Origin of the sequence: Pseudomonas sp. 2835 (genome assembly GCF_050435905.1) — a bacterium.
GTDB lineage: Bacteria > Pseudomonadota > Gammaproteobacteria > Pseudomonadales > Pseudomonadaceae > Aquipseudomonas.
In genome coordinates this window covers 86,903-110,821 of the sequence record NZ_JBNDLE010000006.1, presented here as the reverse complement: position 1 = coordinate 110,821, position 23,919 = coordinate 86,903, and the positions used below count along the sequence as shown (strand labels likewise).

General features: G+C 63.7%; 24 protein-coding genes and 1 riboswitch. Of the genes, 9 read left to right on the top strand and 15 right to left on the bottom strand.

The annotated features are described in order from the left end of the window. The first annotated feature begins 84 nt into the window (after positions 1-84). Positions 85-396 carry a hypothetical protein gene (locus tag ABIE20_RS10675; RefSeq protein WP_429505020.1) on the top strand — a complete coding sequence of 104 codons (312 nt, stop codon included), beginning with the start codon at positions 85-87 and terminating at the stop codon, positions 394-396. 2 nt (positions 397-398) lie between these two features. Then, entirely contained in the window at positions 399-1,106 is a 708-nt protein-coding gene (locus ABIE20_RS10670) for a DUF3313 domain-containing protein (RefSeq protein WP_429505019.1), read from the top strand. On the opposite strand, the gene ABIE20_RS10665 is transcribed toward ABIE20_RS10670, so the two are convergent. Beyond that, on the bottom strand, positions 1,078-2,907 hold the full coding sequence (locus ABIE20_RS10665; RefSeq protein ID WP_429505017.1) for an SLC13 family permease: 1,830 nt from the start codon (positions 2,905-2,907) through the stop codon (positions 1,078-1,080). The two genes, ABIE20_RS10670 and ABIE20_RS10665, sit on opposite strands and share 29 nt — an antisense overlap. 139 nt (positions 2,908-3,046) lie before the next feature. Here ABIE20_RS10665 and ABIE20_RS10660 point away from each other — a divergent pair, with 139 nt between their 5' ends. After that, positions 3,047-3,442 carry a hypothetical protein gene (locus ABIE20_RS10660; RefSeq protein ID WP_429505015.1) on the top strand — a complete coding sequence of 132 codons (396 nt, stop codon included), beginning with the start codon at positions 3,047-3,049 and terminating at the stop codon, positions 3,440-3,442. Between the two features lies 1 nt (position 3,443). Here ABIE20_RS10660 and ABIE20_RS10655 read toward each other — a convergent pair whose 3' ends face one another. Next, positions 3,444-3,863 (bottom strand): RDD family protein, encoded by a 420-nt coding sequence (locus tag ABIE20_RS10655; RefSeq protein ID WP_429505013.1) that lies wholly within the window; start codon positions 3,861-3,863, stop codon positions 3,444-3,446. 270 nt (positions 3,864-4,133) lie between these two features. Here ABIE20_RS10655 and ABIE20_RS10650 point away from each other — a divergent pair, with 270 nt between their 5' ends. Genes ABIE20_RS10650 through ABIE20_RS10640 form a run of 3 tightly spaced genes read left to right on the top strand, consistent with a single transcriptional unit; the run spans position 4,134 to position 6,564 of the window. Next, positions 4,134-5,324 carry an NAD(P)/FAD-dependent oxidoreductase gene (locus tag ABIE20_RS10650; RefSeq protein WP_429505012.1) on the top strand — a complete coding sequence of 397 codons (1,191 nt, stop codon included), beginning with the start codon at positions 4,134-4,136 and terminating at the stop codon, positions 5,322-5,324. A gap of 26 nt (positions 5,325-5,350) precedes the next feature. After that, a complete protein-coding gene (locus ABIE20_RS10645) occupies positions 5,351-5,713 on the top strand; it encodes a DUF1641 domain-containing protein (RefSeq protein ID WP_429505010.1) in 363 nt (120 codons plus the stop codon). Positions 5,714-5,739: 26 nt separating this feature from the next. Continuing rightward, complete coding sequence (locus ABIE20_RS10640) at positions 5,740-6,564, top strand: methyltransferase domain-containing protein (protein WP_429505008.1); 825 nt, start codon at positions 5,740-5,742, stop codon at positions 6,562-6,564. 12 nt (positions 6,565-6,576) lie between these two features. Here ABIE20_RS10640 and ABIE20_RS10635 read toward each other — a convergent pair whose 3' ends face one another. After that, complete coding sequence (locus ABIE20_RS10635; protein ID WP_052676556.1) at positions 6,577-6,783, bottom strand: YceK/YidQ family lipoprotein; 207 nt, start codon at positions 6,781-6,783, stop codon at positions 6,577-6,579. A 168-nt stretch (positions 6,784-6,951) separates the two neighbouring features. Between ABIE20_RS10635 and ABIE20_RS10630 the strand changes: the two genes are divergently transcribed. Next, on the top strand, positions 6,952-7,302 hold the full coding sequence (locus ABIE20_RS10630) for a hypothetical protein (RefSeq protein WP_429505005.1): 351 nt from the start codon (positions 6,952-6,954) through the stop codon (positions 7,300-7,302). Positions 7,303-7,308: 6 nt separating this feature from the next. Here ABIE20_RS10630 and ABIE20_RS10625 read toward each other — a convergent pair whose 3' ends face one another. The 7 genes from ABIE20_RS10625 to ABIE20_RS10595 all read right to left on the bottom strand — a co-directional run bounded on the left by ABIE20_RS10625 (position 7,309) and on the right by ABIE20_RS10595 (position 15,975). Then, positions 7,309-7,998: a YoaK family protein gene (locus tag ABIE20_RS10625; protein WP_429505003.1), complete on the bottom strand. Its 690-nt coding sequence runs from the start codon at positions 7,996-7,998 to the stop codon at positions 7,309-7,311. A gap of 31 nt (positions 7,999-8,029) precedes the next feature. Continuing rightward, on the bottom strand, positions 8,030-9,112 hold the full coding sequence (locus ABIE20_RS10620) for a PAS domain-containing protein (RefSeq protein WP_429505001.1): 1,083 nt from the start codon (positions 9,110-9,112) through the stop codon (positions 8,030-8,032). Between the two features lie 138 nt (positions 9,113-9,250). Then, the gene (locus ABIE20_RS10615; protein WP_429505000.1) at positions 9,251-10,222 is read right to left on the bottom strand and encodes a PDR/VanB family oxidoreductase; all 972 of its coding nucleotides are present in this window, start codon (positions 10,220-10,222) and stop codon (positions 9,251-9,253) included. A 57-nt stretch (positions 10,223-10,279) separates the two neighbouring features. Then, positions 10,280-11,728 (bottom strand): NAD-dependent succinate-semialdehyde dehydrogenase, encoded by a 1,449-nt coding sequence (locus ABIE20_RS10610; protein WP_429504998.1) that lies wholly within the window; start codon positions 11,726-11,728, stop codon positions 10,280-10,282. 51 nt (positions 11,729-11,779) lie between these two features. Further along, on the bottom strand, positions 11,780-12,901 hold the full coding sequence (locus ABIE20_RS10605; protein ID WP_045201252.1) for an aromatic ring-hydroxylating oxygenase subunit alpha: 1,122 nt from the start codon (positions 12,899-12,901) through the stop codon (positions 11,780-11,782). Between the two features lie 187 nt (positions 12,902-13,088). Next, positions 13,089-14,687, bottom strand: a complete 1,599-nt coding sequence (locus ABIE20_RS10600; RefSeq protein WP_429504995.1) for a BCCT family transporter — start codon at positions 14,685-14,687, stop codon at positions 13,089-13,091. Between the two features lie 196 nt (positions 14,688-14,883). Continuing rightward, positions 14,884-15,975, bottom strand: coding sequence for a tartrate dehydrogenase (locus ABIE20_RS10595; protein ID WP_429504993.1), 1,092 nt, complete (start codon positions 15,973-15,975; stop codon positions 14,884-14,886). A gap of 99 nt (positions 15,976-16,074) precedes the next feature. Here ABIE20_RS10595 and ABIE20_RS10590 point away from each other — a divergent pair, with 99 nt between their 5' ends. Further along, complete coding sequence (locus ABIE20_RS10590) at positions 16,075-16,992, top strand: LysR substrate-binding domain-containing protein (RefSeq protein ID WP_429504991.1); 918 nt, start codon at positions 16,075-16,077, stop codon at positions 16,990-16,992. A 739-nt stretch (positions 16,993-17,731) separates the two neighbouring features. On the opposite strand, the gene ABIE20_RS10585 is transcribed toward ABIE20_RS10590, so the two are convergent. Beyond that, positions 17,732-19,873 carry a TonB-dependent receptor gene (locus ABIE20_RS10585; protein WP_429504990.1) on the bottom strand — a complete coding sequence of 714 codons (2,142 nt, stop codon included), beginning with the start codon at positions 19,871-19,873 and terminating at the stop codon, positions 17,732-17,734. Positions 19,874-19,982: 109 nt separating this feature from the next. Then, positions 19,983-20,188: riboswitch (cobalamin riboswitch) on the bottom strand. Positions 20,189-20,366: 178 nt separating this feature from the next. Here ABIE20_RS10585 and ABIE20_RS10580 point away from each other — a divergent pair. Further along, the gene (locus tag ABIE20_RS10580) at positions 20,367-21,119 is read left to right on the top strand and encodes an outer membrane beta-barrel protein (RefSeq protein ID WP_429504988.1); all 753 of its coding nucleotides are present in this window, start codon (positions 20,367-20,369) and stop codon (positions 21,117-21,119) included. Positions 21,120-21,223: 104 nt separating this feature from the next. On the opposite strand, the gene ABIE20_RS10575 is transcribed toward ABIE20_RS10580, so the two are convergent. From ABIE20_RS10575 to ribD, 4 genes are all read right to left on the bottom strand, one after another. Continuing rightward, positions 21,224-21,781 (bottom strand): N-acetyltransferase family protein, encoded by a 558-nt coding sequence (locus tag ABIE20_RS10575; RefSeq protein WP_429504986.1) that lies wholly within the window; start codon positions 21,779-21,781, stop codon positions 21,224-21,226. Positions 21,782-21,876: 95 nt separating this feature from the next. Further along, positions 21,877-22,221 (bottom strand): carboxymuconolactone decarboxylase family protein, encoded by a 345-nt coding sequence (locus ABIE20_RS10570; RefSeq protein WP_429504984.1) that lies wholly within the window; start codon positions 22,219-22,221, stop codon positions 21,877-21,879. 165 nt (positions 22,222-22,386) lie between these two features. Further along, complete coding sequence (gene lpxO / locus ABIE20_RS10565; protein WP_429504982.1) at positions 22,387-23,286, bottom strand: lipid A hydroxylase LpxO; 900 nt, start codon at positions 23,284-23,286, stop codon at positions 22,387-22,389. Between the two features lie 76 nt (positions 23,287-23,362). Continuing rightward, on the bottom strand, positions 23,363-23,875 hold the full coding sequence (ribD, locus tag ABIE20_RS10560) for a bifunctional diaminohydroxyphosphoribosylaminopyrimidine deaminase/5-amino-6-(5-phosphoribosylamino)uracil reductase RibD (RefSeq protein WP_429504980.1): 513 nt from the start codon (positions 23,873-23,875) through the stop codon (positions 23,363-23,365). Positions 23,876-23,919: the final 44 nt, after the last annotated feature.

The following is a 23,919-nucleotide window of genomic DNA, read 5'->3' as shown; positions in this document are numbered from 1 at the left end:
ATCCTGCAATGGCGACACAAAGCAGACATCAGCCAGCAAAAGCCCTGGGGCACGCTGTGGCCAGTTCACTCAAGGGAGTTTTCCATGCCGGCTACACACCCGACCCACGGCTTCGACAGCAGCCAGTCGCTGACCCTCGACCTGCGCACCCAGGACATGTGGCGCAACGCGCTGCTCAGCTACCAGGACTCGCGCCTGGGCTTGTCCAGCGATGGCAGGCACATGGTCCTCAGCCACTACTTCGAGCGCTACAGCCCGACCAGCAACCAGTGGATGGAGTACAGCTACAAGATCCCCCTGGTTGAACTGGTGCACTGGATCATGAGCCAGGGCGAGCTGCACGTGGACCGCTCCACCAGCACCCCAAGCCCGGCCAACGACGGTTTTGGAGGTTGAACATGCGCAGGCAATTGATCGTGCCGTTGTTGAGTGCTTCGCTGCTGCTGGCCGGTTGCAGCCAGAACAAGGTCAGCCCCAAGGAGTATTCGGGCTTTCTGCGTCACTATGACCAGCTGAGCGAACACAAGACCGCTGCCGGTGATACCGTGCTGCGCTGGGTCAGCCCCAAGCTGCGGATGGAGCGCTACAGCCAGGTGTACATTGCACCGAGCCAGTTCTACCCCAAGCCTGAAGCCAGCCAACGCATCCCCGCGACCACCCTGACGGCGGTCACCGGCTATTACGACGCGGCGCTCAAGCGCGAGCTGGGCAAGGTCCTGAATCTGGTCTCGGAACCCGGTCCGCACACCTTGATCATCCGCCCGGCGATCACCTCGGTAGGCGCGCATACCCAGGCGCTGCACTACTATGAATACCTGCCGGTGACCCTGGTCGCGGCCGGGGTCAGCAGCGCCGTCGGTATCCGCGACCTGGACAGCGTGATCGCCACCGAAGCGGCGTTCCTCGATGGTGGCAGCCGTGCGGTGGTCGCCGAAGTGGTGCGCAAGGGCAGCGGCTTGCCGCTGGAGAACGACGATCAGGTGATGACCGCCGACAATCTCAAGGTGGTCCTCGATACCTGGGCGCGGGACTGGCGCGAAGCCGCCGAAACCCTCCAGGGGCAAAAACGCGGCGCCGTCACAGGGCAAACAGCCAAGGCACCATGATCACGCTGACCACCATCACCAGCAGGGTGAACGGTACCCCGACCTTGACGAAATCGCCGAAGCGATACTGGCCGGGGCCGAGCACCAGGGTGTTGACCGGCGATGACACCGGGGTCATGAACGCCGCCGAGGCGGCCAGGGCGACGATCATCGCGAAGGGGTAGGGCGAGGCGCCCAGTTGCTCGGCGGTGGTCACCGCCACCGGCGCCATCAGCACCGCGGTGGCGGTGTTGGAGATGAACAGACCGATGATCGCGGTGATGGCGAACAGGCTGGCGAGGATCACATAGGGCCCGGCGCTGCCGAGCATCTGCACCAGGCCATGTACGGCCAGGGCGATGCCGCCGGTTTTCTGCAGGGCCAGGGCGAACGGCAGCATGCCGACGATCAACACCAGGCTCTGCCAGTGTATGGCGCGGTAGGCGCTGTTCATGTCGATGCAGCGCCCGGCGCCCATCAGCAGGCAGCCAATCAGCGCGGCAATCACATTGGGCACCACGCCGCTGACCATCAGCCCGACCATCACCGCCAGGCTGATCAGCGCATAGGGCGCGCGGTTGCCGGCCGGGGCGACATTGTCGATTTCCGCCGGCAGGCTCAGTACCAGGAAGTCCCGCGGCTGGGTCTGCAACTGGCGAATGGCTTTCCAGGTGCCGATCACCAGCAGGGTGTCGCCGAGCTTGAGTTTTTCTTCTACCAGCTGTTCTTCGATGGCGTTCTGGTCGCGGCGCAGGCCCACCACGTTGAGGCCCCAGCGGCTGCGAAAGGTCAGCTCCAGCAGGCTCTTGCCGATCAATTGCGAGCCCGGCGGCACCGCCACTTCGGCCATGCCCACTTCCTGGGACTGGTCGATGAAGTAGGCGGCCTTGAAGTGCAGCGGCTCCAGTTGCATGCTCTGGCACAGGCTGCGCAAATCGTCCTTGGGCGCGAACAGGTCAAGCAGCAGCACGTCGCCTTCGTGCACCGTGGTGCTCGAATCGGGGCTGAGCACGCGGGTGGTGAACTTGTGCTGGCGCTCGATGCCGACCACGCTGGCGCCGTGTTCGGTGCGCAGTTTCAGTTCGCTCAGGCTGTGGCCGATCAAGGGCGAGCCGGGGCGCACGCGCAGGCGCCGTTCGCGGCCGGCGAGCTTGTAGTCGATGATCAGGTCGAGCAGGGTGCGGCGGGTTTGCGCGCTGCCGTCCTTGCGCACTTCACCGCCCAGCCAGTGGCGGGTCAGGAGCATGTAGCCAACCCCGAGCAACAGCACCACCAGGCCGAACGGGGTAAAGCTGAAGAAGCTGAAACCGCTTTCGCCGTGGCGCACCAGCTCACTGTGCACCACCACGTTGGGCGGCGTTGCCACCAGGCTGAGCATGCCGCTGATCAAGCCGGCAAAGGCCAGCGGCATCATCAGCCGGCTGGGTGAGACCTGCATGCGCGCGGCAATGCTCAACACTACCGGAATGAAGATCGCTACCACCCCGGTGGAGCTCATCACCGAGCCCAGGCCTGCAACGCAGACCATCAGCAAGACGATCAGCCGCGCTTCGCTGTTGCCGGCGCGGTCGGCCATCCACTCGCCGATGCGGTAGGCGATGCCGGTGCGCACCAGGCCTTCGCCGATCACGAACAGGGCGGCGATCAGCACCACGTTGGGGTCGCTGAACCCGGCCAGGGCTTCCTGCACGCTGATGATGCCCAGCAGCGGCAGGGCGACGATCACCAGCAGGGCGACCACGTCCATGCGTGGCCGATTGGCGATGAACAGGGCCACGGCGCTGAACAGCAGGCCGAGTACCCAGAGCAGATCGTGGTTCATGCAGTCATCCTGATGCCTGAAGGCTGCAAGTCTGGCAGAAAATCAGCGCCAGTTCGTTGATGTGCTACAGCGTGCGGGGCATTGCCGCAGATTGGTGGTAAAGTTGCCGGCGCTTTTTGCCCATTCAAGGAAGAACGTCATGGACCACAACACCAGCAGCTGGAAGGGCACCGCCGTGGCCCTCGGTTTCATTGGCTGCATCACGCTGATCGGCTACATCATCCACTACACCTCGACGATCAATGTCTTTCTGATCTGGGATTTCAAGGCCTACTCCTACATCGCCATCTGCTTCAGCCTGGTGGCCCTGGCGTTGCTGGGCACGTTCCTGCTCAATCACCACAACATTGACACCAACGTATTCGGCAGCCTGCTGGTGTTGGTGATAGCGGGTATCTCGCAGATGATCTTCGGTGTCGAGCCCTCGGTGATCATGTGCCTGGCCGGGCTGTACCTGGCCGGCGCGATTGGCCTGGCCATCGGCTTTGGCAACAAGCGCGCGTTGGAAGCTGCCGAGGCCGACGAGGAGCTGTAGCTCAAGCCTCGCTCAATGGCTGGCGCATCAGCTTGAGGTCACGGGTGTCGATCACATAGGTGCGCGCCAGCCAGTCGCCCGGCCGTTGGCAATAGCGCGATTCGGCGCACAGCCAGATCACGATCAGGCCGCAGGCGGCCTCGAACGGCCGGGTGATGCCGCGCACCAGTGCCTGCAACAGGTTCGGTGGCTGGCCGGCGCGGTTGATCACCGTCAGCCCCAGCAGCAGCTTGCCGGGGGTTCGCCCGCGCATCAGGTATTCAAATACCGGGAAGTACAGCAGCTGCATCAGCAGCATGCCGTCTTCGCCGCGCCCATAGCCGAGCACGGCCAGCACAAACCAGGCGCCGAGGGCGAGCAGGGTATCGAGCAGCCAGGCGCCGATGCGGCGGATGATCAAGGTGGTGCGGGCGACGTGCATGGTGATTGCGCTGATCCTTGCGGGGTGGGGCGATGGTCGCATTCCTGGCGCTTTAACGCACGGCCTGGAGTGGCAAGGCGCTGCCTTGCATCGCTGGCAAGGCCAGCTCCCACAGGATCTATGTATGCCAACCCACTGTAGGAGCCGGCGTTGCCGGCGATGGCTGCAGTTCTTGCTCGAACGGATTAACACTTATAGCCAAGGAGTATTTGCTTATTGTGCCCGGTGCTTGAACCATAAGGGTTGGATCCACAGCAAGGATGCGACTCAATGGCCTGGCATATTGTCATTGTGGGTGGCGGCGTCGGCGGTACGATGCTGGCCAATCAACTGGTGAACAAGCTCTACCCGGAAGTGCTCCGCGAGCAGGTGCGGGTGACCCTGCTGTCCAATTCCCCCGATCACTACTACAAGCCCGCGTTCATGTACGTGGCCTTCAACCAGTTCTTCGAAAACGAGCTCAAGCGCCCGCAGCGCTCATTGCTGCGCCCGGAAATCGACTTCCAGGTGCAGGAGGTCACCCACTTCGATTTCGCCGGGCAGACCCTGCATACCCGCTCCGGCAAGCGCTACGGCTATGACTTTCTGGTGATCGCCACCGGCTGCGTGCCCGCTCCGGAGCGTATCGAGGGCCTGCAACAGGCCGGTGACCACTTCTACCAGTACGAGCCGGCGCGGCAACTGGCGCGGCGTCTGGCAAGCATCGAGAAGGGACGGATCTTTATCACCGTGTCGTTTCCGCAAACCCCCAACGTGCCGCACCAGTGCGGTATCGCCCCGGTGGAAACCACCCTGATGCTCGACGACTACCTGCGCCAGCGCGGGGTACGCGACAAGGTCGAGATCATCTACACCTACCCGAGCACCGCGCAGCTGCTGCGCAATTGCCTGTTCTTGCAGCGGCCCACCGGCGAGATCCTGCCAGGTATCTTCGAGCAGAAGAACATCCGCTTTCAGCGCGGCTTCACCCTCAGCAAGGTCGACCCCGAACAGCGCATTGCCTACTCCGAAGAGGGCGACGCGCAGCCGTTCGACATTCTCATGGCCACGCCGCCAATCCGCGCGGTGGATGCCGTGTTGCACAGCGGCGCCTCACGCGCGCCAAACAACGAAGGCTGGCTGCCGACCAATCACGAAACCCTGCAGGTCTATGGCCTGGAGCACGTTTATGTGATCGGCGACAGCGTCGACCTGCCGATCAGCAAGGCGGGCGGCGCCTGCCATAACCAGGCACCGGTAATCGCCAACAACATCGCCGGCGAAATTCGCCTGGGCAGCACCTGCGCGGTGTACGACGGCAAGGTCCAGGCCGCGGCGCAGATGGGCCTGGGGGCGGGCATGCCGCTGTGCTATGACTACCTTCACGACGTGCTGCCGACGCCGCCGACCAAGCTCGGCAGCCTGCTGCGCAATGGATTCAACCGCGGCCTGTACTGGGCCGTGGCCCGTGGAATGCTTTGACCCGATAACGGGAGGAGCCGAGTGTCATGGATGCTATCGATTCACCCGCCGTACTGAGCACCAACCCGGGCCTGGACGCCCTGATGCGCAAACTGAAACCGCTGCTCGACAGCGGCCGCCTGGACAACGTCGTCGACCTGCTGTCACTGAGCGCCGACCTGGTTGACCTGCTCGACGCGGCCATGGTCGAGAAACTCTCGGGGCTGTTCGAGGAGGCCACGGCCCTGAGCTGGAACCTGGGCAATGCCCTGCGCATGGCCTCGGCGCAAACCCGCAACGAACCCACCCCCAGCCTGTATGGCCTGCTGTTGCTGCTACGAGACCCGCACACCCGTCGAGGGCTTGCCCTGGTACTCAGAGTATTGAATGTCATTGGACGACAGGATTGATCGCACGGAGCTAGAGGACCACCGTCATGCTCGAACAGCGTAAACGCACCACCGCACCCAGCGCCAACAGCGCCTGGGACCCGAAAAGCTACCTGCAGTTTGCCCGCCTGCGCGAACGCCCGGTGCTGGAATTGCTCGACCACCTGCACCTGGACTCCCCCGAATGCATCTATGACCTGGGCTGCGGCACCGGCATCGCCACGCGCCTGCTCGCCGAGCGCTGGCCGCGGGCCGAGCTGTTCGGCGTCGACAGTTCGGTCGAGATGCTCCAGGAGGCCCTGGCACTGCCGATCAGCGTCAACTGGCTGCATGTCGATGTCAGCCAGTGGCAGGCGCAAAAGCCGGCCAACCTGTTGTTCGCCGCCGCCGTGCTGCACTTTATCGAAGACCACGAAAGCCTCTTGCCGCGCCTGCTCGGGCAGTTGCAAGAGGGCGGCTGCCTGGCCGCGCACATGCCCAACTGGCGCGATGCCCCCTGGTACCAGTTGATGCTGCGCGCGCTCAGCGAGCCTGGGCCCAGCGGCCGGCCATTGGGGACCCTGGAACTGCGCAAGTTCATGGCCTCGCGCAATGTGCTGACGCTGGACAGCTACTACCGCTTGCTGGCGCCGCTGACCCGCGAGCTGGATATCTGGGAAACCGAGCACCTGCAGGTGGTCGAGGGCAACTCGCCGATCTTCGACTGGGTCAAGGTTTCGGCCCTGCGCCCGGTGCTCACTGCCCTGGACGACGTCGAACGCCAGGCCTTTCTCGACAAGTACCTCAAGCTCTTGCACGCGCACTACCCGCAGGAGGAAGACGGCCGCACGCTGTTCCCGTTCAAACGCACCTTTATTGTCGCCACCCTGTGAGGTTGCCCGGCCTCAGCGCCGGGCAATGTCGTAAGGCAGCAGCACCACGTCCAGGGTCACATCCACCGGCAGCGAAACGATAAAGGCCGCCGGGCACACCAACGTTGGCCAGCAGTACTGCAGGTAGGTCGGGGCAAAGAGCATCGCCACATTCGAGCGGCTGCCCATGAAGGCGCCATCGGAGGGGCGCTCGGAGTAGTAGCCCGAGCCCCGACCCATGATCGAGCCGCAGGCAGAGAGGGCGAGGGTGCTGCTGAGCAGCAGACAGGCGAGGGTTCTGATGATGCGCTTCCTTGGCAGATGAAACCGGGGCTTTATGCACGCGGGTTGTCTCTTTGACGCCCGGGCAATGCTACAGTCACGTCTTTTTTCTGACGAGGATGAGTCATGCGGGTAGTAATGGCGATGGTCGCTGCAGCGTTGTTGGCCGGGTGTGCGTCTTCGGCCATGGAGGCGGCGCGCGGCCAGGCGCCGACCAAGGCCTTCACTTCGACCAAGGCGGCGGATGTGGTTGCCCAGTGCATCCAGTTCGGCTGGCAGGACGAGGACGTCTTCGGGGTCGATGCCAGCGGCTACCTCGAGCCTGCCAGGCAGGGCGGCTTTACCGTCTACACCCGTGAGGCGGAGTCGTTTGCCGACATCAAGGCCCAGGGCGCCAACACTGCGGTCAGTTACTACGCCAAGCACAACGACAACGTCGCCCTGCGGCGCATGGCGGCCCTCGCTACCTGCCTGTAAAACTGCCTAGCGCGGCATGTACCTGAGCTGCCAGCGCCGCGGGATCTTCAGCGAGATCACGCCCAGCGCGGCGGCCAGCAGGGCGCTGAACAGCAAGGCGGCCAGGTCGAAGGCCTGCTCCAGCAGCACCCCGAGCACGGCGCCGACAAACATCCCGGTCCAGGGAATCAACTGCACCCGCCAGCCTTGCCGGCGCTCACCCAGCAGCGCCCGGCCAAGGCCACGGCCAAAGCGCGAGAGCGCGCCGGTAACATAGGTCAGGCCGATTGGCAGGCCGTTCACTTCCTCGACCACGGCGTTGATCATGCCCATGGCGGTGACGGCCGCCACCAGTGCCGGCAGTTGCAGGGTGCTGGGCAGCAACGCCGCCAACCCCAGCAGCGCAGCGATGATCAGCAGCAGCGGGCACGGGCGGCGGCCGCTCAGGCGCGCGATCACCACGCCCAGGGCATTGCCGACGACAAAGGCCAGCAGCACAGCGCCAATGCGCAGGATCGGCGCCAGCTCTCCGGCACCCAGCGATACCGCCAGGCGCGTGGTGTTGCCGCTCATGAACGAGACGAAATCGCCGGTGGCCATGAAGCCGATGGCGTCGGTCATGCCGGCCAGCACCGACAGTGCGGCGACAAAATACAAGCCGACCCTGCCGCGCAGGCGCGCGACCCGGGCAGAAGTGGAAGTGGAACCTGGCAGCATCCTTGGCGCTCCCGATTAGCGATCAGTGGGCTTAGGGTTTTTCTGTCAACCGTGCTTCGAGCCCGGCGATATGCGCCTGCAGGCGCTGGTGCTCGCAGCGCTCGGCGCTGATGTCTTCGAACACGCTGATCAAGTGCTCCGGCGCACCGTCCTGACGGCGCTGCAGCGAGGTGCGCGCGCGCACCCAGAGGTACTCGCCGTTTTTGTGGCGCACGCGTTTTTCCACCTCGTAGCGCTCGCTCTGGCCCGCGAGCATGGCCTGCAACAGCTGCAGGTTGGCGGCCAGGTCATCGGGGTGGGTGATCTGCTGGAAGGTCATGCCGTAGAGTTCTTCGGCGCGGTAGCCGAGCAGCTCGCAGAGGCTGTTGTTGACCCGCTGCCAGGTGCCGTCCGGGTCGATGTAGGCGAGGGCGCCCCAGGCCAGTTCGAAGATCGCCCGGAAGCGCTCTTCGCTGTTGCGCAGTTCTTCTTCGGCGACCTTGCGCTCGGTGTTGTCCATGCTGATGCCGACCATCTTCACCGAACGCCCGGCACTGTCGCGCAGCACGGTGGCCCGGGAGGCAATCCAGCGCACCTCGCCGTCGGGGCGGGTGATGCGAAAATCGCATTCGCAGCCACTGCCGTCGGCCACCGCCTGGGCGTACATGGCCTGCATGTGCTCGACGTCTTCGGCCGGCAGGTGGGCCCAGAAGTCTTCGTTGCGATGCACCGGCCAGCCGTAGACCTGCTCGACGTTAGGCGAGTAGGTGACTTCGTCGCTGATCAGGTTCCATTCCCAGGTGACGATGCGCGCACCTTCCTGGGCCAGCTTCATGCGCGTTTCGCTTTCCATGATCTGGGCGGTGTAGCGCCGGCGCAGGTCGGTCATCGGCAGCTCGACCACTTGTGGCTGCTGGATGTTCTGCAAGGCTTCTTCGCCGTAGCGCAGCCAGATCCAGTTGACCTTGAGAAAATCGGCCAGCTTGCGCAAGTTGTCGTAGTCGATTTCGCCGCCGCGGGTCCACTTGTGCACCGCCGTGCGCGAGATCCCCAGGGCCGTGCCGACGGCTTGCAACGTCAGCTTGTGATGCTCGAGCAGTTCCTTGAGGCGAAAGGCGAAACTGTTTTCCATCATCGGCAGGGTGTCCTGATCGGGAGCCAAGAGCCTGCCAGTATACCTGTGGGGCAGCTTCAAGCTTCAAGCTTCGAGCTGCAAGAGGCGCCTGAGCGTACCTGTCTTGCAGCTTGAGGCTTGAAACTTGGAGCTTGATGCCTACAGATCCAGCACCAAGCGTGCCGTCCGCGCCCGCGACACACACAGCATCATGCTCTGCTGCGCGGCCTTTTCGTCATCGCTCAGGTACTGGTCAAAGTGCTCGGCCTCGCCTTCAAGGATCGCCGTCTCGCAGGTGCCGCACACGCCTTCGCGGCACAGACATTCGACCTTGGCGGCCTTGGACTTCTCGATGGCCTGGAGGATGGTCATGCCTTCCTCGACCTGCAGTTCGATACCTGACTGGGCCAGCACCACGGTGAAGGCGGCGCCGGTCACCGGAGCGGCGGCGAACTGCTCCCAGTGCACGCGCTGCTCGGCAACACCAGCTTTGGCAGCGGTGGCGATTACTGCATCGATCAGCGGCTTGGGCCCGCATACATACAGGTGAGCATCCTCGGCCAGGCCGGCGCACAGCACGGTGAGGTCGAGTTTGCGCTCGAGGCTGTCGATGTAGAAACGGGTGTTGCCAGCATGCGGGCCGCTTTCCAGTTGCTGCTGGAACGCACCGTGCTCCGGGGCGCGGAAGGCGTAGTGCAATTCGTAATCGGTGGCGCCGCCTTCAAGCTCATGCAACTGGGCCAGGAACGGGGTGATGCCGATGCCGCCGGCAATCAGCACATGACGCCCGGCGCTGGGGTCAAGGGCGAACAGGTTGTTTGGCGAGGAGATGGTCAGGCGGCTGCCGACCTGTACCTGCTGGTGCATGAACGCCGAGCCGCCCTTGGATTGCTCTTCAAGGCGCACGCCAATCTGGTAGCTGCGGGTGTCGCGCGGGTCGCTCAACAGCGAGTAGGCATTGCTGAACTGGCTGCCATCGGCGCCCTGCATCTGCACGATGACGTGGCTGCCGCCGGTGAAGGCGGGCATCGGCGCGCCGTCTTCGCGGGCCAGGGTGAAGCGTTTGATCAGCGGTGTTGCCTGTTCGATTTCGGTTACCTGCACGCTGAACATTTCATACTTGTTGGCCATGTTTCACCTCGACTGCAACAGCACGCGGCAGGCCCTGCCGCGTGTCAGAACCTGTGCTCAGACCGCCAGGCACAGGTATTTGATTTCCAGATAATCTTCGATGCCGTACTTGGAGCCTTCACGGCCCAGGCCCGATTGCTTGATGCCACCGAACGGCGCGACCTCGTTGGAGATCAGCCCGGTGTTGACCCCGACCATGCCGTATTCCAGCTGCTCGGCGACCTTGAACACCCGGGCGATATCGCGGCTGTAGAAGTAGGCGGCGAGGCCGTACTGGGTGGCGTTGGCCAGGGCAATGACCTGCTCGTCGCTGCTAAAGCGCACCAGCGCCGCCACCGGGCCGAAGATCTCTTCTTCGAGCAGTTCCATGCCCGGGCCAATGTTGGCCAGTACGGTTGGTTCGAAGAAGTTACCGCCCAAGGCATGGGCCTTGCCGCCGAGCACCAGCTCGGCGCCTTTGCCCAGTGCGTCGTCGATCAGGCTGCGTACCTTGGCCACCGCCTTGTCGCTGATCAGCGGGCCGATCTGGCTGCCGGCGGTGCTGCCATGGCCAACCTCCAGGGCGCGCACGCGCTCGACGAAGCGCTGGGCAAACTGCTCATACACGCTGTCGTGCACATAGAAGCGGTTGACGCACACGCAGGTCTGCCCGGCGTTGCGGTACTTGGCGACGATGGCGCCTTCGACCGCCGCGTCGATGTCGGCATCGGCGAAGACAATGAACGGCGCGTTGCCGCCCAGCTCCAGGCTGACTTTCTTGATGGTTTCGGCGCACTGGCCCATCAGCAGGCGGCCGATCGGCGTGGAGCCGGTGAAGCTCAGTTTGCGCACGCTCGGGTGGCCGGTGAACTGCGCGCCAATCGCCGGGGCGTCGCCGGTGACCACGCTGAACACCCCGGCAGGCACCCCGGCGCGTTCGGCAAGCTCGGCCAGGGCCAGGGCGCAGAACGGCGTTTCGTTGGCCGGCTTGACCACCATGGTGCAGCCAGCGGCCAGGGCCGGGGCGACCTTGCGGGTGATCATCGCCGCCGGGAAGTTCCACGGGGTGATGGCGGTGCACACGCCGATGCCTTGCTTGATCACCAGCAGGCGTTTGTCGTTGGACGGGCTGGGGATCACGTCGCCATAAACGCGCTTGCCTTCTTCGGCGAACCATTCGACGAAGGAGGCGGCGTAGCGGATTTCACCCAGGGCTTCGTGCAGCGGCTTGCCCTGTTCGAAGGTCATCAGCCGGGCCAGGTCCTGTTCGTGTTCGAGCAGCAGTTCGAACCAGCGGCGCAGCACCTGGGCGCGTTCCTTGGCGGTGCGCCCGCGCCAGTCGGCCAGGGCCGCTTCGGCGGCTTCGATGGCGCGCAGCGCTTCGTTGCCAGCCATCAGCGGCACGCTGCCGAGCAGCTCGCCGGTGGCCGGGTCGGTCACGTTCAGGCTGCGCCCGTCATCGGCATCGCACCAGCGCCCGGCAATGTAGGCTTGCTGGCGGAACAGCTTGTTGTCATTGAGTTTCACGCAAGGCACTCCGAAGCGCGCCGCAGGCGGTCAGGCCTGCGGCGGGCGGTATCAGTCGTTGAGGTGGGCGACGGCGATCAGGTTGTGGAAGTGAGCAATGCCGTGCTCGCTCATGCCGCTGCGCTCGCGGTCGGCCATGATCCGGCCCTGGCCACGGTAGCCACGGGACTTGAGGCCTTTCTGCACGCTCTCGACCAGGCGCAGGTCTTCGGGGCGGAACACTTCGCGGTACCAGTCGATGAGCTTTTGCTGCTCTTCGCTGATGTCCTTGTTGAGGAAATAGATGTCGTAGTGCTGCAGGGTGGTTTCGGCATCGACCGGGAACTCGTAGATCACGGTCATGAAGTTGGCGCCTGGCGGCACGTTGAACATGGTGCACGGCCAGGCCCAGAAACCGGCGAAGGAGGGGTCCTTGACGCTTTCGTCGAACTTGAACGACTGCTCCGAAGGTTTCGCCAGGCCGTACTGCAGGGTCCAGTTGCCGTGCATGCTGTGGCTGTACTGGCCGACGTCGACCGAGTCGGAGAAGCCCGGGTGGGCCGGGGCGCAGTGGTAGCACTCGAGGTAGTTGTCGACGATCGACTTCCAGTTGGCCGGGGTGTCGCTGACAAAGCGCGCGGCCAGGTGCAGGTCGTCGATCACGCCGCAGGCTTCACGCATGCGCGCTTGCAGGCCGGGCAACTGGTCTTCGACCGAGCCTGCTTGCATATCCATGTTGATGAAGATGAAGCCTGCGTACTCTTCGACGCGCAGCTGCACCAGGGTCGAGTTTTCTTTGTCGAAATTGACCACGTTGTCGCAGTTGCGGGCGTGGGCCAGGTCGCCGTCGAGCTTGAAGGTCCAGGCGTGGTATGGGCAGGTGATGACGTTCTTGGCCTTGCCGCTGCCGCTGAGCAACTGGTGGCCACGGTGCGGGCAGACGTTGTAGAAGGCGCGCAGGATGCTGTCGCGACCGCGCACGACGATGATGCTTTCGCCGATCACTTCACGGGTGATGTAGGCGTTGTTCTCGGCCACTTCACTGCGGTGGCCGACGCAGATCCAGCTGCGGGCGAAGATGTTTTCTTTCTCATGCTCGAACACTGCGGCCTGGGTGTAGAAGCTCGCTGGGATGGTGAACGCCTCTTCGGCGTTGGCGCAGAAATCGGCGGGCAGGCGTTTGAAGTCATTCATGATCGGGGTCTCACAAGCACGGTTTTTAGTTATTGGTTAACGCGTATCTATCAGTTAACAAGTCAGGCAAAAAAATTTGCTGCTGTTGCAGGAGCGGGCTTGCGCCGCGATTAGGCCTGCAATGGCTCAGATCGCTATCGCGGGGCAAGCCCGCTCCCACAGCAAGCCCGCTCCCACAGGTGTGTGATCAGTGCACGGCGGCAGCACTGCGCGGGGCTTTTTGCGCCGGTTCTTCACCGGCCATGCGCGCCGCTTCTTCCTCAATGCGGTAGGCCGGGACCTGGCCGTAGTCTTCGATCATCCATTTGAAGAAGCCGTAGATCTTCACCAGCAGGATCACCATGAACGGGATGGCGGTGAGCACCACGGCGGTTTTCATGGTCGACAGCGAGGCTTTGGCGAACAGCATGGCCAGCGGCACCAGGGTCAGCACCACGCACCAGAACAGGCGGTGGGTCGGCGTCGGGTCGTCGCCTTCACGCAGGTTGCGGGTGCTGGTGGCGGCCACGGCATAGGCGGCGGCGTCCATGTGCGAGGCGCAGAAGATCGCCATGATGAACAGGTACACGCCAAGGAACACCTGGCCCCACGGCAAGGCCAGCAGCAGGTGGGTCACCGCCGATTCGCCGCCTTGTTCGCTGAGCATCTTCGGCACGTCGACGGCGCCGGTGATGAACTGGTGCATGCTGTAGCTTTCCAGGGCGCCGAAGAAGAACCAGCAACCGAAGCTGCCACCGAGCAGCAGGGCCATGACCACTTCCTTGATTTGCCGGCCGCGCGACACGCGGGTCACGAACATGGCCACGCCAGGCGCATAGGACACCCACCAGAGCCAGTAGAACACCGTCCAGTTGCGGGTGAAGGCACCGTCGCCGGCCGGGTCGGTGAACAGGCTCATGTGCACGTAGTTCTGAATCATCAGGCCAATCGAGTTGGCGGTGTTGTTGATGGTGAACTGGGTCGGGCCGACCAGCAGCACCACCAGGGCAAACACCAGGGCGCCGATGCAGACCATTTTGCTCAGGCGCTGCAGGCCGCCATCGATACCGATGTAGGAGCTGAGCGAGAACATCACCGCCACCGCACCGATCACCAGCAGTTGCACGGTGAAGGTGTCCGGGGTGCCGGCCAGGTCATGCAGGCCGCGGGTCAGGGTCGAGGCGGTGAGTGCCAGCGACACGGTCAGCGCGCCCATCATGGTCAGCAAAAAGATCAGGTCGACGCTGCGCCCGACCAGCCCGGTGGCCTTGAAGCCGGTTACCGCTTCGACGATCGAGGCCAGGTTCAGGCCGCTCTTTTTGCGTACGTGGAAGTGATAGGCCATGGCCAGCGAGGCCAGGGCATAGATCGACCAGGCGCTGACGCCCCAGTGGAAGAACGAGTAGCTGATGCTGTACTCGAGCGCCTTGGGCGTAGCGGCGGCGATGTTCAGGCCCGGGGTCTGGTAGTAGTAGGCCCATTCCATCACGCCCCAGTACAGGGTCGAGGAGCCCATGCCGGCGCAGATGAACATGAACACCCAGGTGGCGGTGGCGTATTCGGGTTTGCCACTGCCCAGGCGGATGTTGCCGTACTTGCTGAAGGCCAGGTACAGCACTGCCAGCGAGCTGCCGAACACCAGCACCTGGACACTGGTACCGAAGGTTCGGGTCGACAATTCGAACAACTGGTTGGCCGCGCTTTCGGCTTCGCCCGGGAAGGCTGCAAGGCCGATGACAGTGAGCAGCACGGCAATCAAACTCACGGTAATCAGGAACACATCAATCTTTTTATTCTTGTGCGACATCATCGTCTCCTGGACGTTGGCGTTCTTAGCTATACCCGGCAGGCATTCCGGGGTGTTGCGGTAGCACTCCCTGCTTGGCTGTTAACTATAGGTTGACGTGAATCTTTTGGTTAACAGATTCTGCAGATAATCCGCTTCACCCGCAAGAGCCAAGGGGCCGTTTTGTCAGACAATTCTGACAATCGGCCCCTCATCATCAACCTTCGATCAGCGCGGTGATGGCGTCACCGACTTGCTGGGTCGACTTCTGCCCGCCCATGTCGCGGGTGGTATCGCCGGCGGCGATGACCTGCTCGATGGCCTTGAGGATGTCGTCGTGGGCCGCGCGGTAGCGCGGGTCGGCGCCGTCGTTGCCCAGGAACTCGAGCATCAGTGCGCCCGACCAGATCATCGCGATCGGGTTGGCGATGTTCTTGCCGTAGATGTCCGGGGCCGAACCGTGCACCGGCTCGAACAGCGACGGGAATTTGCGCTCGGGGTTGAGGTTGGCCGATGGCGCGATGCCGATGGTGCCGGCGCAGGCCGGGCCGAGGTCGGAGAGGATGTCGCCGAACAGGTTCGAGGCCACCACTACGTCGAAGCGATCCGGCTGCAGCACGAAGCGGGCGCAGAGGATATCAATGTGCTGCTTGTCCCAGGTGATGTCCGGATAATTGGCAGCCATGGCTGCGGTGCGCTCGTCCCAGTAGGGCATGCTCACGGCCATGCCGTTGGATTTGGTCGCCGAGGTCACGTGCTTGCGCTCGCGGGTTTGCGCCACCTCGAAGGCGTACTTGAGGATGCGGTCGACACCGCGACGGGTGAACACCGACTCCTGCAGCACGAACTCGTTGTCGGTGCCTTCGAACATGCGCCCGCCCAGGGACGAGTATTCGCCTTCGGTGTTCTCGCGGATCACCACGAAATCGATGTCGCCCGGCTCACGGCCGGCCAGCGGGCAGGGCACGCCAGGGAACAGGCGTACCGGGCGGATGTTCACGTACTGGTCGAAGTCGCGGCGAAACTTCAGCAGCGAGCCCCACAGCGAGATGTGGTCCGGGACTTTGTCGGGCCAGCCCACTGCACCGAAATACAGGGCGTCGAAATCCTTGAGCTGCTCGAACCAGTCGTCCGGCATCATCTTGCCGTGGGCCAGGTAGTAGTCGCAGCTGGCCCATTCGAAGAACTCGAAGCTGATGTCCAGGCCATGCTTGCGCGCGGCGGCTTCGACCACGCGGATGCCTTCGGGGAGTACTTCGTTGCCGATGCCGTCACCGGGGATCGCGGCGATTCTGAAAGTCTTGCTCATGAGGGGCGCACTCGTTGTCTAGGGAACAGGTGCGATTCATGCTATAAGGGCAGGATTCAGAGATAATCTCGTGATTCATGGATTCTTAGTGCACGCATTGTGAATAATTTTCCCAGCCTCGACGACCTCAATATCTTTCTTCAGGTGGCCAAGCGCGCCAGCTTCGCGGCGGTTGCCGAAGAGCTCGGCATGTCGGCCGCGTTCATCAGCAAGCGCATTCGCGTGCTCGAGCAAACCCTTGAAGTGCGCCTGCTGCACCGCACCACCCGGCGGGTGACGGTGAGCGAGGAGGGCGAGCGGGTGTACCAGTGGGCGCAGCAGATTTTCGATGCGGTGCAGCGCATGGGCGACGACATCAGCGCCCAGCACCGCGAGCCGGTGGGCCAGCTGCGGATTGCCAGCAGCCTGGGCCTGGGCCGGCGTTTCGTCGCCCCGGCGCTGTCGGAACTGGCCGAACGCTACCCGCGCCTGGATGTACGCCTGGACGTGCACGACCGCCTGGTGGACCTGATCGAAGAGGGCGTCGACCTGGACATTCGCGTCGGTAACGCCATCGCCCCCAACCTGATTGCCAAGCCGCTGGCCCGAAACCGCCGGGTGCTCTGCGCCTCGCCGGCCTACCTGGCCCGGCGCGGCACGCCCAAGGTACTGGCCGAGCTGGCCAGCCACGATTGCCTGGTGATCAAGGAGCGCGACCACCCGTTTGGCGTCTGGCAGCTGGAAGGGCCCAGTGGCGAGGAGAGCGTACGGGTGACCGGCAGCCTGTCGAGCAACCACGGCGAAGTGGCGCACCAGTGGTGCCTGGATGGCCGGGGGATCTTGCTGCGCTCGTGGTGGGATGTGCACGACAGCCTGGCCGACGGGCGCCTGGTGCAGGTGCTGGCGGAGTATCACCAGCCAGCGGACATCTGGGCGGTGTACACCTCGCCCTTGGCCAGCTCGGCCAAGGTGCGGGTGGCGGTGGAGTTTTTCCGCCAGTACTTTGCCGAACGCTATAGCTTGCCTGAGCTAGGTTGACAGGGCCTGCCTCATCGCTGGCAAGGCCAGCTCCCACAGGTCCGGTGTACACAGGCCCATTGTGGGAGCCGGCCTTGCCGGCGATGAGGCCGGTGCAGGCAGCACATCAGGTGTTGGCTGGGTTGCGAGCGCTGCGCGCTCGATCGCAGGCAAGGCCTGCTCCCACAGGTCTGGTACATGCAAGTCTATTGTGAGAGCCGGCCTTGCCGGCGATGAGGCCGGTGCAGGCAGCACATCAGGTGTTGGCTGGGTTGCGAGCGCTACGCGCTCGATCGCAGGCAAGGCCTGCTCCCACAGGTTTGGTTCATGCAGGTCTATTGTGAGAGCCGGCCTTGCCGGCGATGAGGCCGGTGCAGGCAGCACATCAGGTGTTGGCTGGGTTGCGAGCGCTGCGCGCTCGATCGCAGGCAAGGCCTGCTCCCACAGGTCCGGTACATGCAAGTCTATTGTGAGCCGGCCTTGCCGGCGATGAGGCCGGTGCAGGCAGCACATCAGGTGTTGGCTGGGTTACGAGCGCTGCGCGCTCGATCGCAGGCAAGGCCTGCTCCCACAGGTCCGGTACATGCAAGTCTATTGTGGGAGCCGGCCTTGCCGGCGATGAGGCCGGTGCAGGCAGCACATCCGGTGTTGGCTGGGTTGCGAGCGCTGGCAAGGCCAGCTCCCACAGGTCCGGTGTACACAGGCCCATTGTGGGAGCCGGCGTTGCCGGCGATGGGCTGCACAGCAGCCCCGGTTCACCTCAGAACGTGTAGTCCAGCGTCGCAAAATACGACCGCGGCTCACCCATCAACCACTGCTCGCCACTGTGCGCGGTGGCGGCATAGCGCCGGTCCAGCAGGTTGTTCAACTGCAAGCCCAGGCGCACATCCGGCAGCACCTGCCAGCCCAGGTTGGCATCGACCACGGTAAAGCCCGGCACGTTCTGGGAGTTGGCGGTGTTGGCATAGCGCTCATCGACATAACGCAGGCCCAGGCCGGCATCCACGTTGTGGCTAAAGCCCTTGCTGACCCACAGGTTGGCGGTACGCCGTGGCACGTTGCTGGGGCGGTTGCCGGCGCGGGAAACGGTCTGGCCATTGACCACCTGGTCGAAGTCGTCGTACTTGGCGCGCACCACCGAGGCGTTGGCCGAGACATGCCACTGGTTGGCCAGGGCCAGTTCCAGGGTCGCTTCCAGGCCATCGGAGGTCTGCTGGCCGGCCTGTTCCTTCTGGTGAGTGTCGGGGTTGTCGACCAAGAGCTTCTTCTTGACGATGTGATAGGCCGCCAGTGTCCACTCGCCACGGCCGTCCCAGAACAGTTGCTTGAGGCCGAACTCGGTCTGCTTGGCCTCGGTCAGGTCGAACTGCTGCTGGGTCGGGCTGAGAGTCACCAGGTCGCTGACGCCGTCCTCGCTGGTGGAGTACTGGCCGTACAGACTCAGCTCGTCGTTGACGGCGAACACCAGCCCGGCGCGCCAGTTGCCGCCATTGAGGCTGCGGTCGCTGCGGGTATCTCTAACCAGGTCATTGCGGTCGATGTGGTTCTGGTCGCGGCGGATGCCGGTCACCAGCGACCAGCGCTCGGACAGCTGGGTGCGGTTCTCGGCGAACAGGGCGAAGGTGCGGGTGGTGCTGTCGGTTTGCGGGCGCGTCGGGTCTTTACTGTGGAAATACCCCGGCGCCGGGTTCCACGGGTCGATGAAATCGCCGCCGACGTCGTTGTACGGCGAGTTGCTGTCGATGCCGAAACGGATGCGGTTGTACTCGGCGCCGACCACGGTCTTGCTGGCAAGGCCAAACAGCGAGTGGTCGAAGGTGAAGCTCTGGCGGTCGCCGAGCTGTTCCTGGTCGTGCTTGATTTCCAGGTAACTGCCGCGCTCCAGCTGGCCGACGCCGCTGTTCCAGGTGTAGTCCTCGGCGTTGCGCCAGTGCCGGCGGCTTTTGAGGTAGTACAGCTGGTTGCTGGCGCTGATCGAGTCGCTGATGTTCCAGTCGGTGTTAAAGCGGGTCCACTCGTCGTGGTAGTGCTGGGCCGAATCCTTGAGGTTGTAGTTCTTCTTGCGCAGGCTGTCGCGGTAATGGCCGTCGATCAGTGGCGTGCCAAAGTAGTTCATCGGCTCGGCGTCGCCGCGCTCGTGGGCCAGGGTAAAGCTCAGGTCGTCGCTGGCGTCAAAGCGCAGGGCGGCGCTCATGGCCAGGTTTTTCGAATCGCCGCGGTCGATCCAGCCATTGCTTTGCTGGCGGTTGAGGGTCACCCGGTAGCTCAGCCGCTCGCTCAGCGAACCGCCGCTGTCCAGGCCCAGTTGCTGGCGGTCGTACGAGCCGTAGCCCAGGCGCAGGTGATTGCGGATCTCGCCGGCAAAGGGCTTTTTCGGGATCACGTTGATCACCGCGCCCGTGGCGCCTTCGCCGTACAGCACCGAGGCCGGGCCACGAATTACGTCGATGCGCTCGACCATCCACGGGTCGACCGGGAAGCTCTGGGTGCCGGCGCCGGTGTACATCCGCGCGCCGTCGAACAGCGTCATCACCGAGCTGTGGCCAGTGAAGCCGCGGGCCGACAGCGCCGTGTTGCCGTTGCCCGGGGTAGCCACCGAAGTGATGCCCGGCGAGCGGGTCACGGCGTCCTGCACGGTGAGGTTGTTGCGCCCGTCGATGGCCTCGCTGCCCAGGCTGCTGGTGCTGGCCGGGGTGTCCATGGCGCTGAGGTTCAGGCGTGAGCCGGCGGGCAGCGGGGTGGCCAGGCTGACGGATTCGTTGTCGCTGCTGCTGGTGATGGCCGTCGAGGGCAGGGCCAGGGCAGAGGGGCTGCCCTCGACGGCGAAAGCCGGTGCAGAGAAGGCCAGGCAGGGGGCCAGGGCATTGGCCGCCAGGGTATGAAGCTTGGAGATTCGGGACATGTCGTTCCACAGTCAACAGGAAGAATGAATCCCGGAGGGAACAACGCATGGAGGCATGGCGCACGCGCAGGCGAACGCCAACCGGCCTGCGCCCGCCCACCGCGGGGTTGCCAAACAGAAGCTTCAGGCCGGTCTCCGGGCTTGCGAGGGTCATGAAGGCCTTCACCTTCCCATGCCAAGGCACAGTGGTGTTTCGAAGGCTTCGCTCGCTTACCGTTGCGGGGGCAGCGCCGGACTGGTCATTTGCATGACGCACCGGCTTCCCGTTTCACCCTGCGCACGGCGGCGCAGGACACCTGAAACTGGCGCGCATCTGAACACCGAAAACCTTTGCAGTCAACGGCTTGGGCAATTGAGCAGATCAGTTCAATTGTGATGCAAGGCGCATTGCAGAGCCTTCGGCGGTAAATCCGTTCGAACTTTTGCAAACGCCCCGGTCTCGAAAGGTCGCTTGGCTTACATGCACCTGTTCAAGACATGGAGAATTAACGGAATGTCTAACCAAGGCTTCAACCTGCTGCGTAAAACCTGTGCCCTGGCCCTGCTGGCCGCGCCCCTGAGCGCCTTCGCAGCGCCCGACACCGGGCCGATTTCGACCTTCGGCCTGAGCGGCAGCTACAACAAGTTCAAGCTCGAAGGCGGCAGCGAATCGGACACCTCGCACATGCCCCAGGCCGGGCTGTTCTACAACTTCGGCAACAAGATGACCGCCGAATCCGGCTTTATCTACCAGGCCGGTGTCGAGGCCAAGTACGGCGAGAAGGACGATGACAAGCTCAAGGAAGGCCAGGCCGACCTCGACCTGGGCTGGCGCGCGGCGCTGGATGCGCGCAACTTCGTCGACTTCACCGTCGGCGGTGGTTACGCTTGGACCCGCTACGAGCCCGACACCAACGACTACGATATGGAACTGACCGCCAAGGGCCCGTTCGCCAAGGCGGCGCTGGGTTATAACCACCAGTTCGACGACGTCACCATGCGCGTCGAACTGGGCGCGCGGCACACCCTGGACGGTCGTGCCAAGCTCGATGTCGATGACCTGGGCAGCGACACGGTCGACCTCAAAGACCGCACCAATCCGTACGCCGAAGTGAATTTCTTGATGAACCAGAAAGGCACGGTGCCAATCATGGCCGGGGTGTACTACACCCGCACCGAGTACAAGCTCGATGGCGACTCGCCGGTGGCCGACAACACCAAGCTCAAGCGCGATGAGTACGGCGTGAAGGTGGGTATCGCCTTCTAAGCCCTCAAAGCATCGCCGGCAAGCCGGCTCCCCCCCGATCGGGTGTCTGAAGTAGCTGCGGGAGCTGGCTTGCCAGCGATGAGGCCAGCGCGGTCGTTACCGATTCAACGCCCGCGCTTGCGCGACACCACCGCCTCGATATTCTTGCGCCCGATCAGCATCGGCTGTTTCGGTTCCTCAAGCCACTTGTACATCACCAGGCTGTCCACCAGCCCCAGGCGCGCATGCCGGTAGGCGTTGGGCAAACGGCCGACGATGGCAAAGCCGAGCTTTTGCCACAAGGCCACCGCCACCTCGTTGCTCGACACCACCGAATTGAACTGCATGGCCAGGAAGCCCAGCTCCCGCGCCAGGCGCTGCGAGTGCTCGCACATCAAGCGGGCTACACCGCGGCCACGGGCGGCGTCGCAGACCATGTAGCCGCAATTGCTGACATGGTTGCCGGGGCCGGCGGCATTGGCCTTCAGGTAGTAGGAACCGAGCAGCACGCCATCCTCTTCGGCCACCAGGGTCTGCAGCGGCGCTTCCAGCCACAGTTGGCGGGCTTGCTCCTGGCTCATGGCCGGGTCGAAGGCATAGGTTTCGCGAGCGCTGACGATGGCCTGGAAGGTCGGCCAGAAAAGCTCGAAGTCAGCGGCGGTCATGGGGCGGATGTGGATCATGGGGGTTCCTGAAAACGGTTCGCCCGCTAGCTTATGCGAAAACGCCAGGACGTGGGTGAGGCGCGGCACTGGCCGCGCACTCACCTGCGGTTGGGTTACTGCCCGGCCTTGCCCACGGCATCCAGCGCCCGCGCCGAATACACCAGCGCCGCCCCGGCGTTCATCGCTACGGCCACGCCCAGGGCTTCGGCGATTTCTTCGCGGGTCGCGCCGTGCTTGACCGCCTGGGCCGAGTGCACGGCAATGCAGCCGTCGCAACGGGTGGTGACGGCTACGGCCAGTGAGATCAGCTCGCGGGTCTTGGCGTCCAGGTGGTTGGTCTTGGCCCCGGCGCCGCTGGCGGTCATGTAGCCATTGACCGTGTCGGGAGAGAGTTGCTTGAGATCGCCGATGCCCGCCATCAACTGTTTACGGTAGGCATCCCAGTCCATCATGCTCATTGTCTTCACCTTGGTGTGGTTGGCAACTAGAACAGTGAAGCTAGTTTTTTTGCCGGCGGGGCGCCGTTGGTCGATGGTCGGGGAAAGGCAGGACTTTGGGAGGGGACCTATCGCTGGCAAGCCCGCTTCTGCTAGGAGCTGGCTTGCCGGCGATAGCGGTCTGGATCAGATATAGATGAACACCAGCACCAACGCCGCCACTACTGCCCATTTCTCCAGGTAGTAACGGGTGCGGTTGCGCTTTTTCAGGGCCTTGCCGCGCTCACGGACCTTGTAGATGCGGGTGAACAGGCGGTTGATGCCGCCGGTCTTGTCGCCGGCGTCGTTCGGCGCGGCTGCGGCTGCCATCACATTCTTGCTGAACCAGCGGTTGAACGCTGTGGCCCAGCGGTACTTGAGCGGGCGCTCGACGTCGCAGAACAGGATGATGCGGTTGTGCTCGGTCTGGTTGGAGGCGTAGTGGATGTAGGTCTCATCGAATATCACCCCTTCACCATCGCGCCAGGCGTAGTTCTGGCCATCGACGCAGATGTAGCAGCCGTCGTCGTTGGGTGTGTCCAGGCCCAGATGGTAGCGGTACGAGCCGGCATACGGGTCGCGGTGGCGCACCAGCTTGGAACCTGGCGGCAGGGTGGCGAACATCGCCGCCTTGACCGTGCCGATGCCTTGCAGCAGTTCGGTGGTGCGCGGGCAGAGTTTCATTGCCGAAGGATGACTCTCGCCGTACCACTTCAGGTAGAAGCGCTTCCAGCCGCTCTTGAAGAACGAGTTGAAGCCGACGTCGTCGTAGTTCTGCGAACTCTTGATCTCGCCGACGTGCAGCAGTTGCTGGGCTTCGGCGCGGATTTCCTGCCAGTTGTCCTGCAGCGGCTTGAGCTCGGGGAACGACTCGACCGGCAGGTACGGCTTGGCCGGCAGCTTGGAGAACAGGTACAGGAAAACGTTGACCGGGGCCAGGAAGCTCGAGTGATCACCCAGCTGGCGGGTGATCTTGTGCCTGACTTTGCCGCGCAAATGAACGTAGGCAATCGAGAAAACAAACAGTAGAACAAAGAAGATTTTCATGGGCGGATACTTGTCGATGTGGCGATGCGCCATGGCATAAGCCCGCCAGCATAAACAATCGTGACCACGGTTTGTACTAAATGTTACCGGTTGTGTGCCCGACCATAGTGCTAGGCGCAAGCGTTTGCGTGAACGATTCAGCATCGGCGGCGCGATTGAGATAGCGGCCAAGGTCACCGGCGGCCTGGGCTTGCAGCAAGCCGACCAGCACTTCGATACCCGCCGCTTCGAGCAGGGCGATACCGGCGCCGGCATTGCGTGGATCGGGGTCGAGCATGGCCACATACACACGCCGGATACCGCGCCTGATCAAGGCCGTGGCACAGGAGGGGGTGCGGCCATGAAACGAACAGGGCTCAAGGGTCACGTAGGCCGTGACGCCCTCGGCATCGCCGTCGAGCTGGGCCATGGCCATGGCTTCGGCGTGGGGCTGGCCGGGGGGCTGGGTGAAACCGCGGGCAATGATCTGACCATTGCGCACCAGCACGCAACCCACCGGCGGGTTCGGCAGGCAGGCGGGCAGGGCGCGGCGGCCCTCGCTCAGGGCTTGATGCATGAACAATTTATCGCTGGGTGAAAAACAATCCATTGTCGTTCAACTCCTGGGGCAAAGGGCTGAGCATAGACCGCACT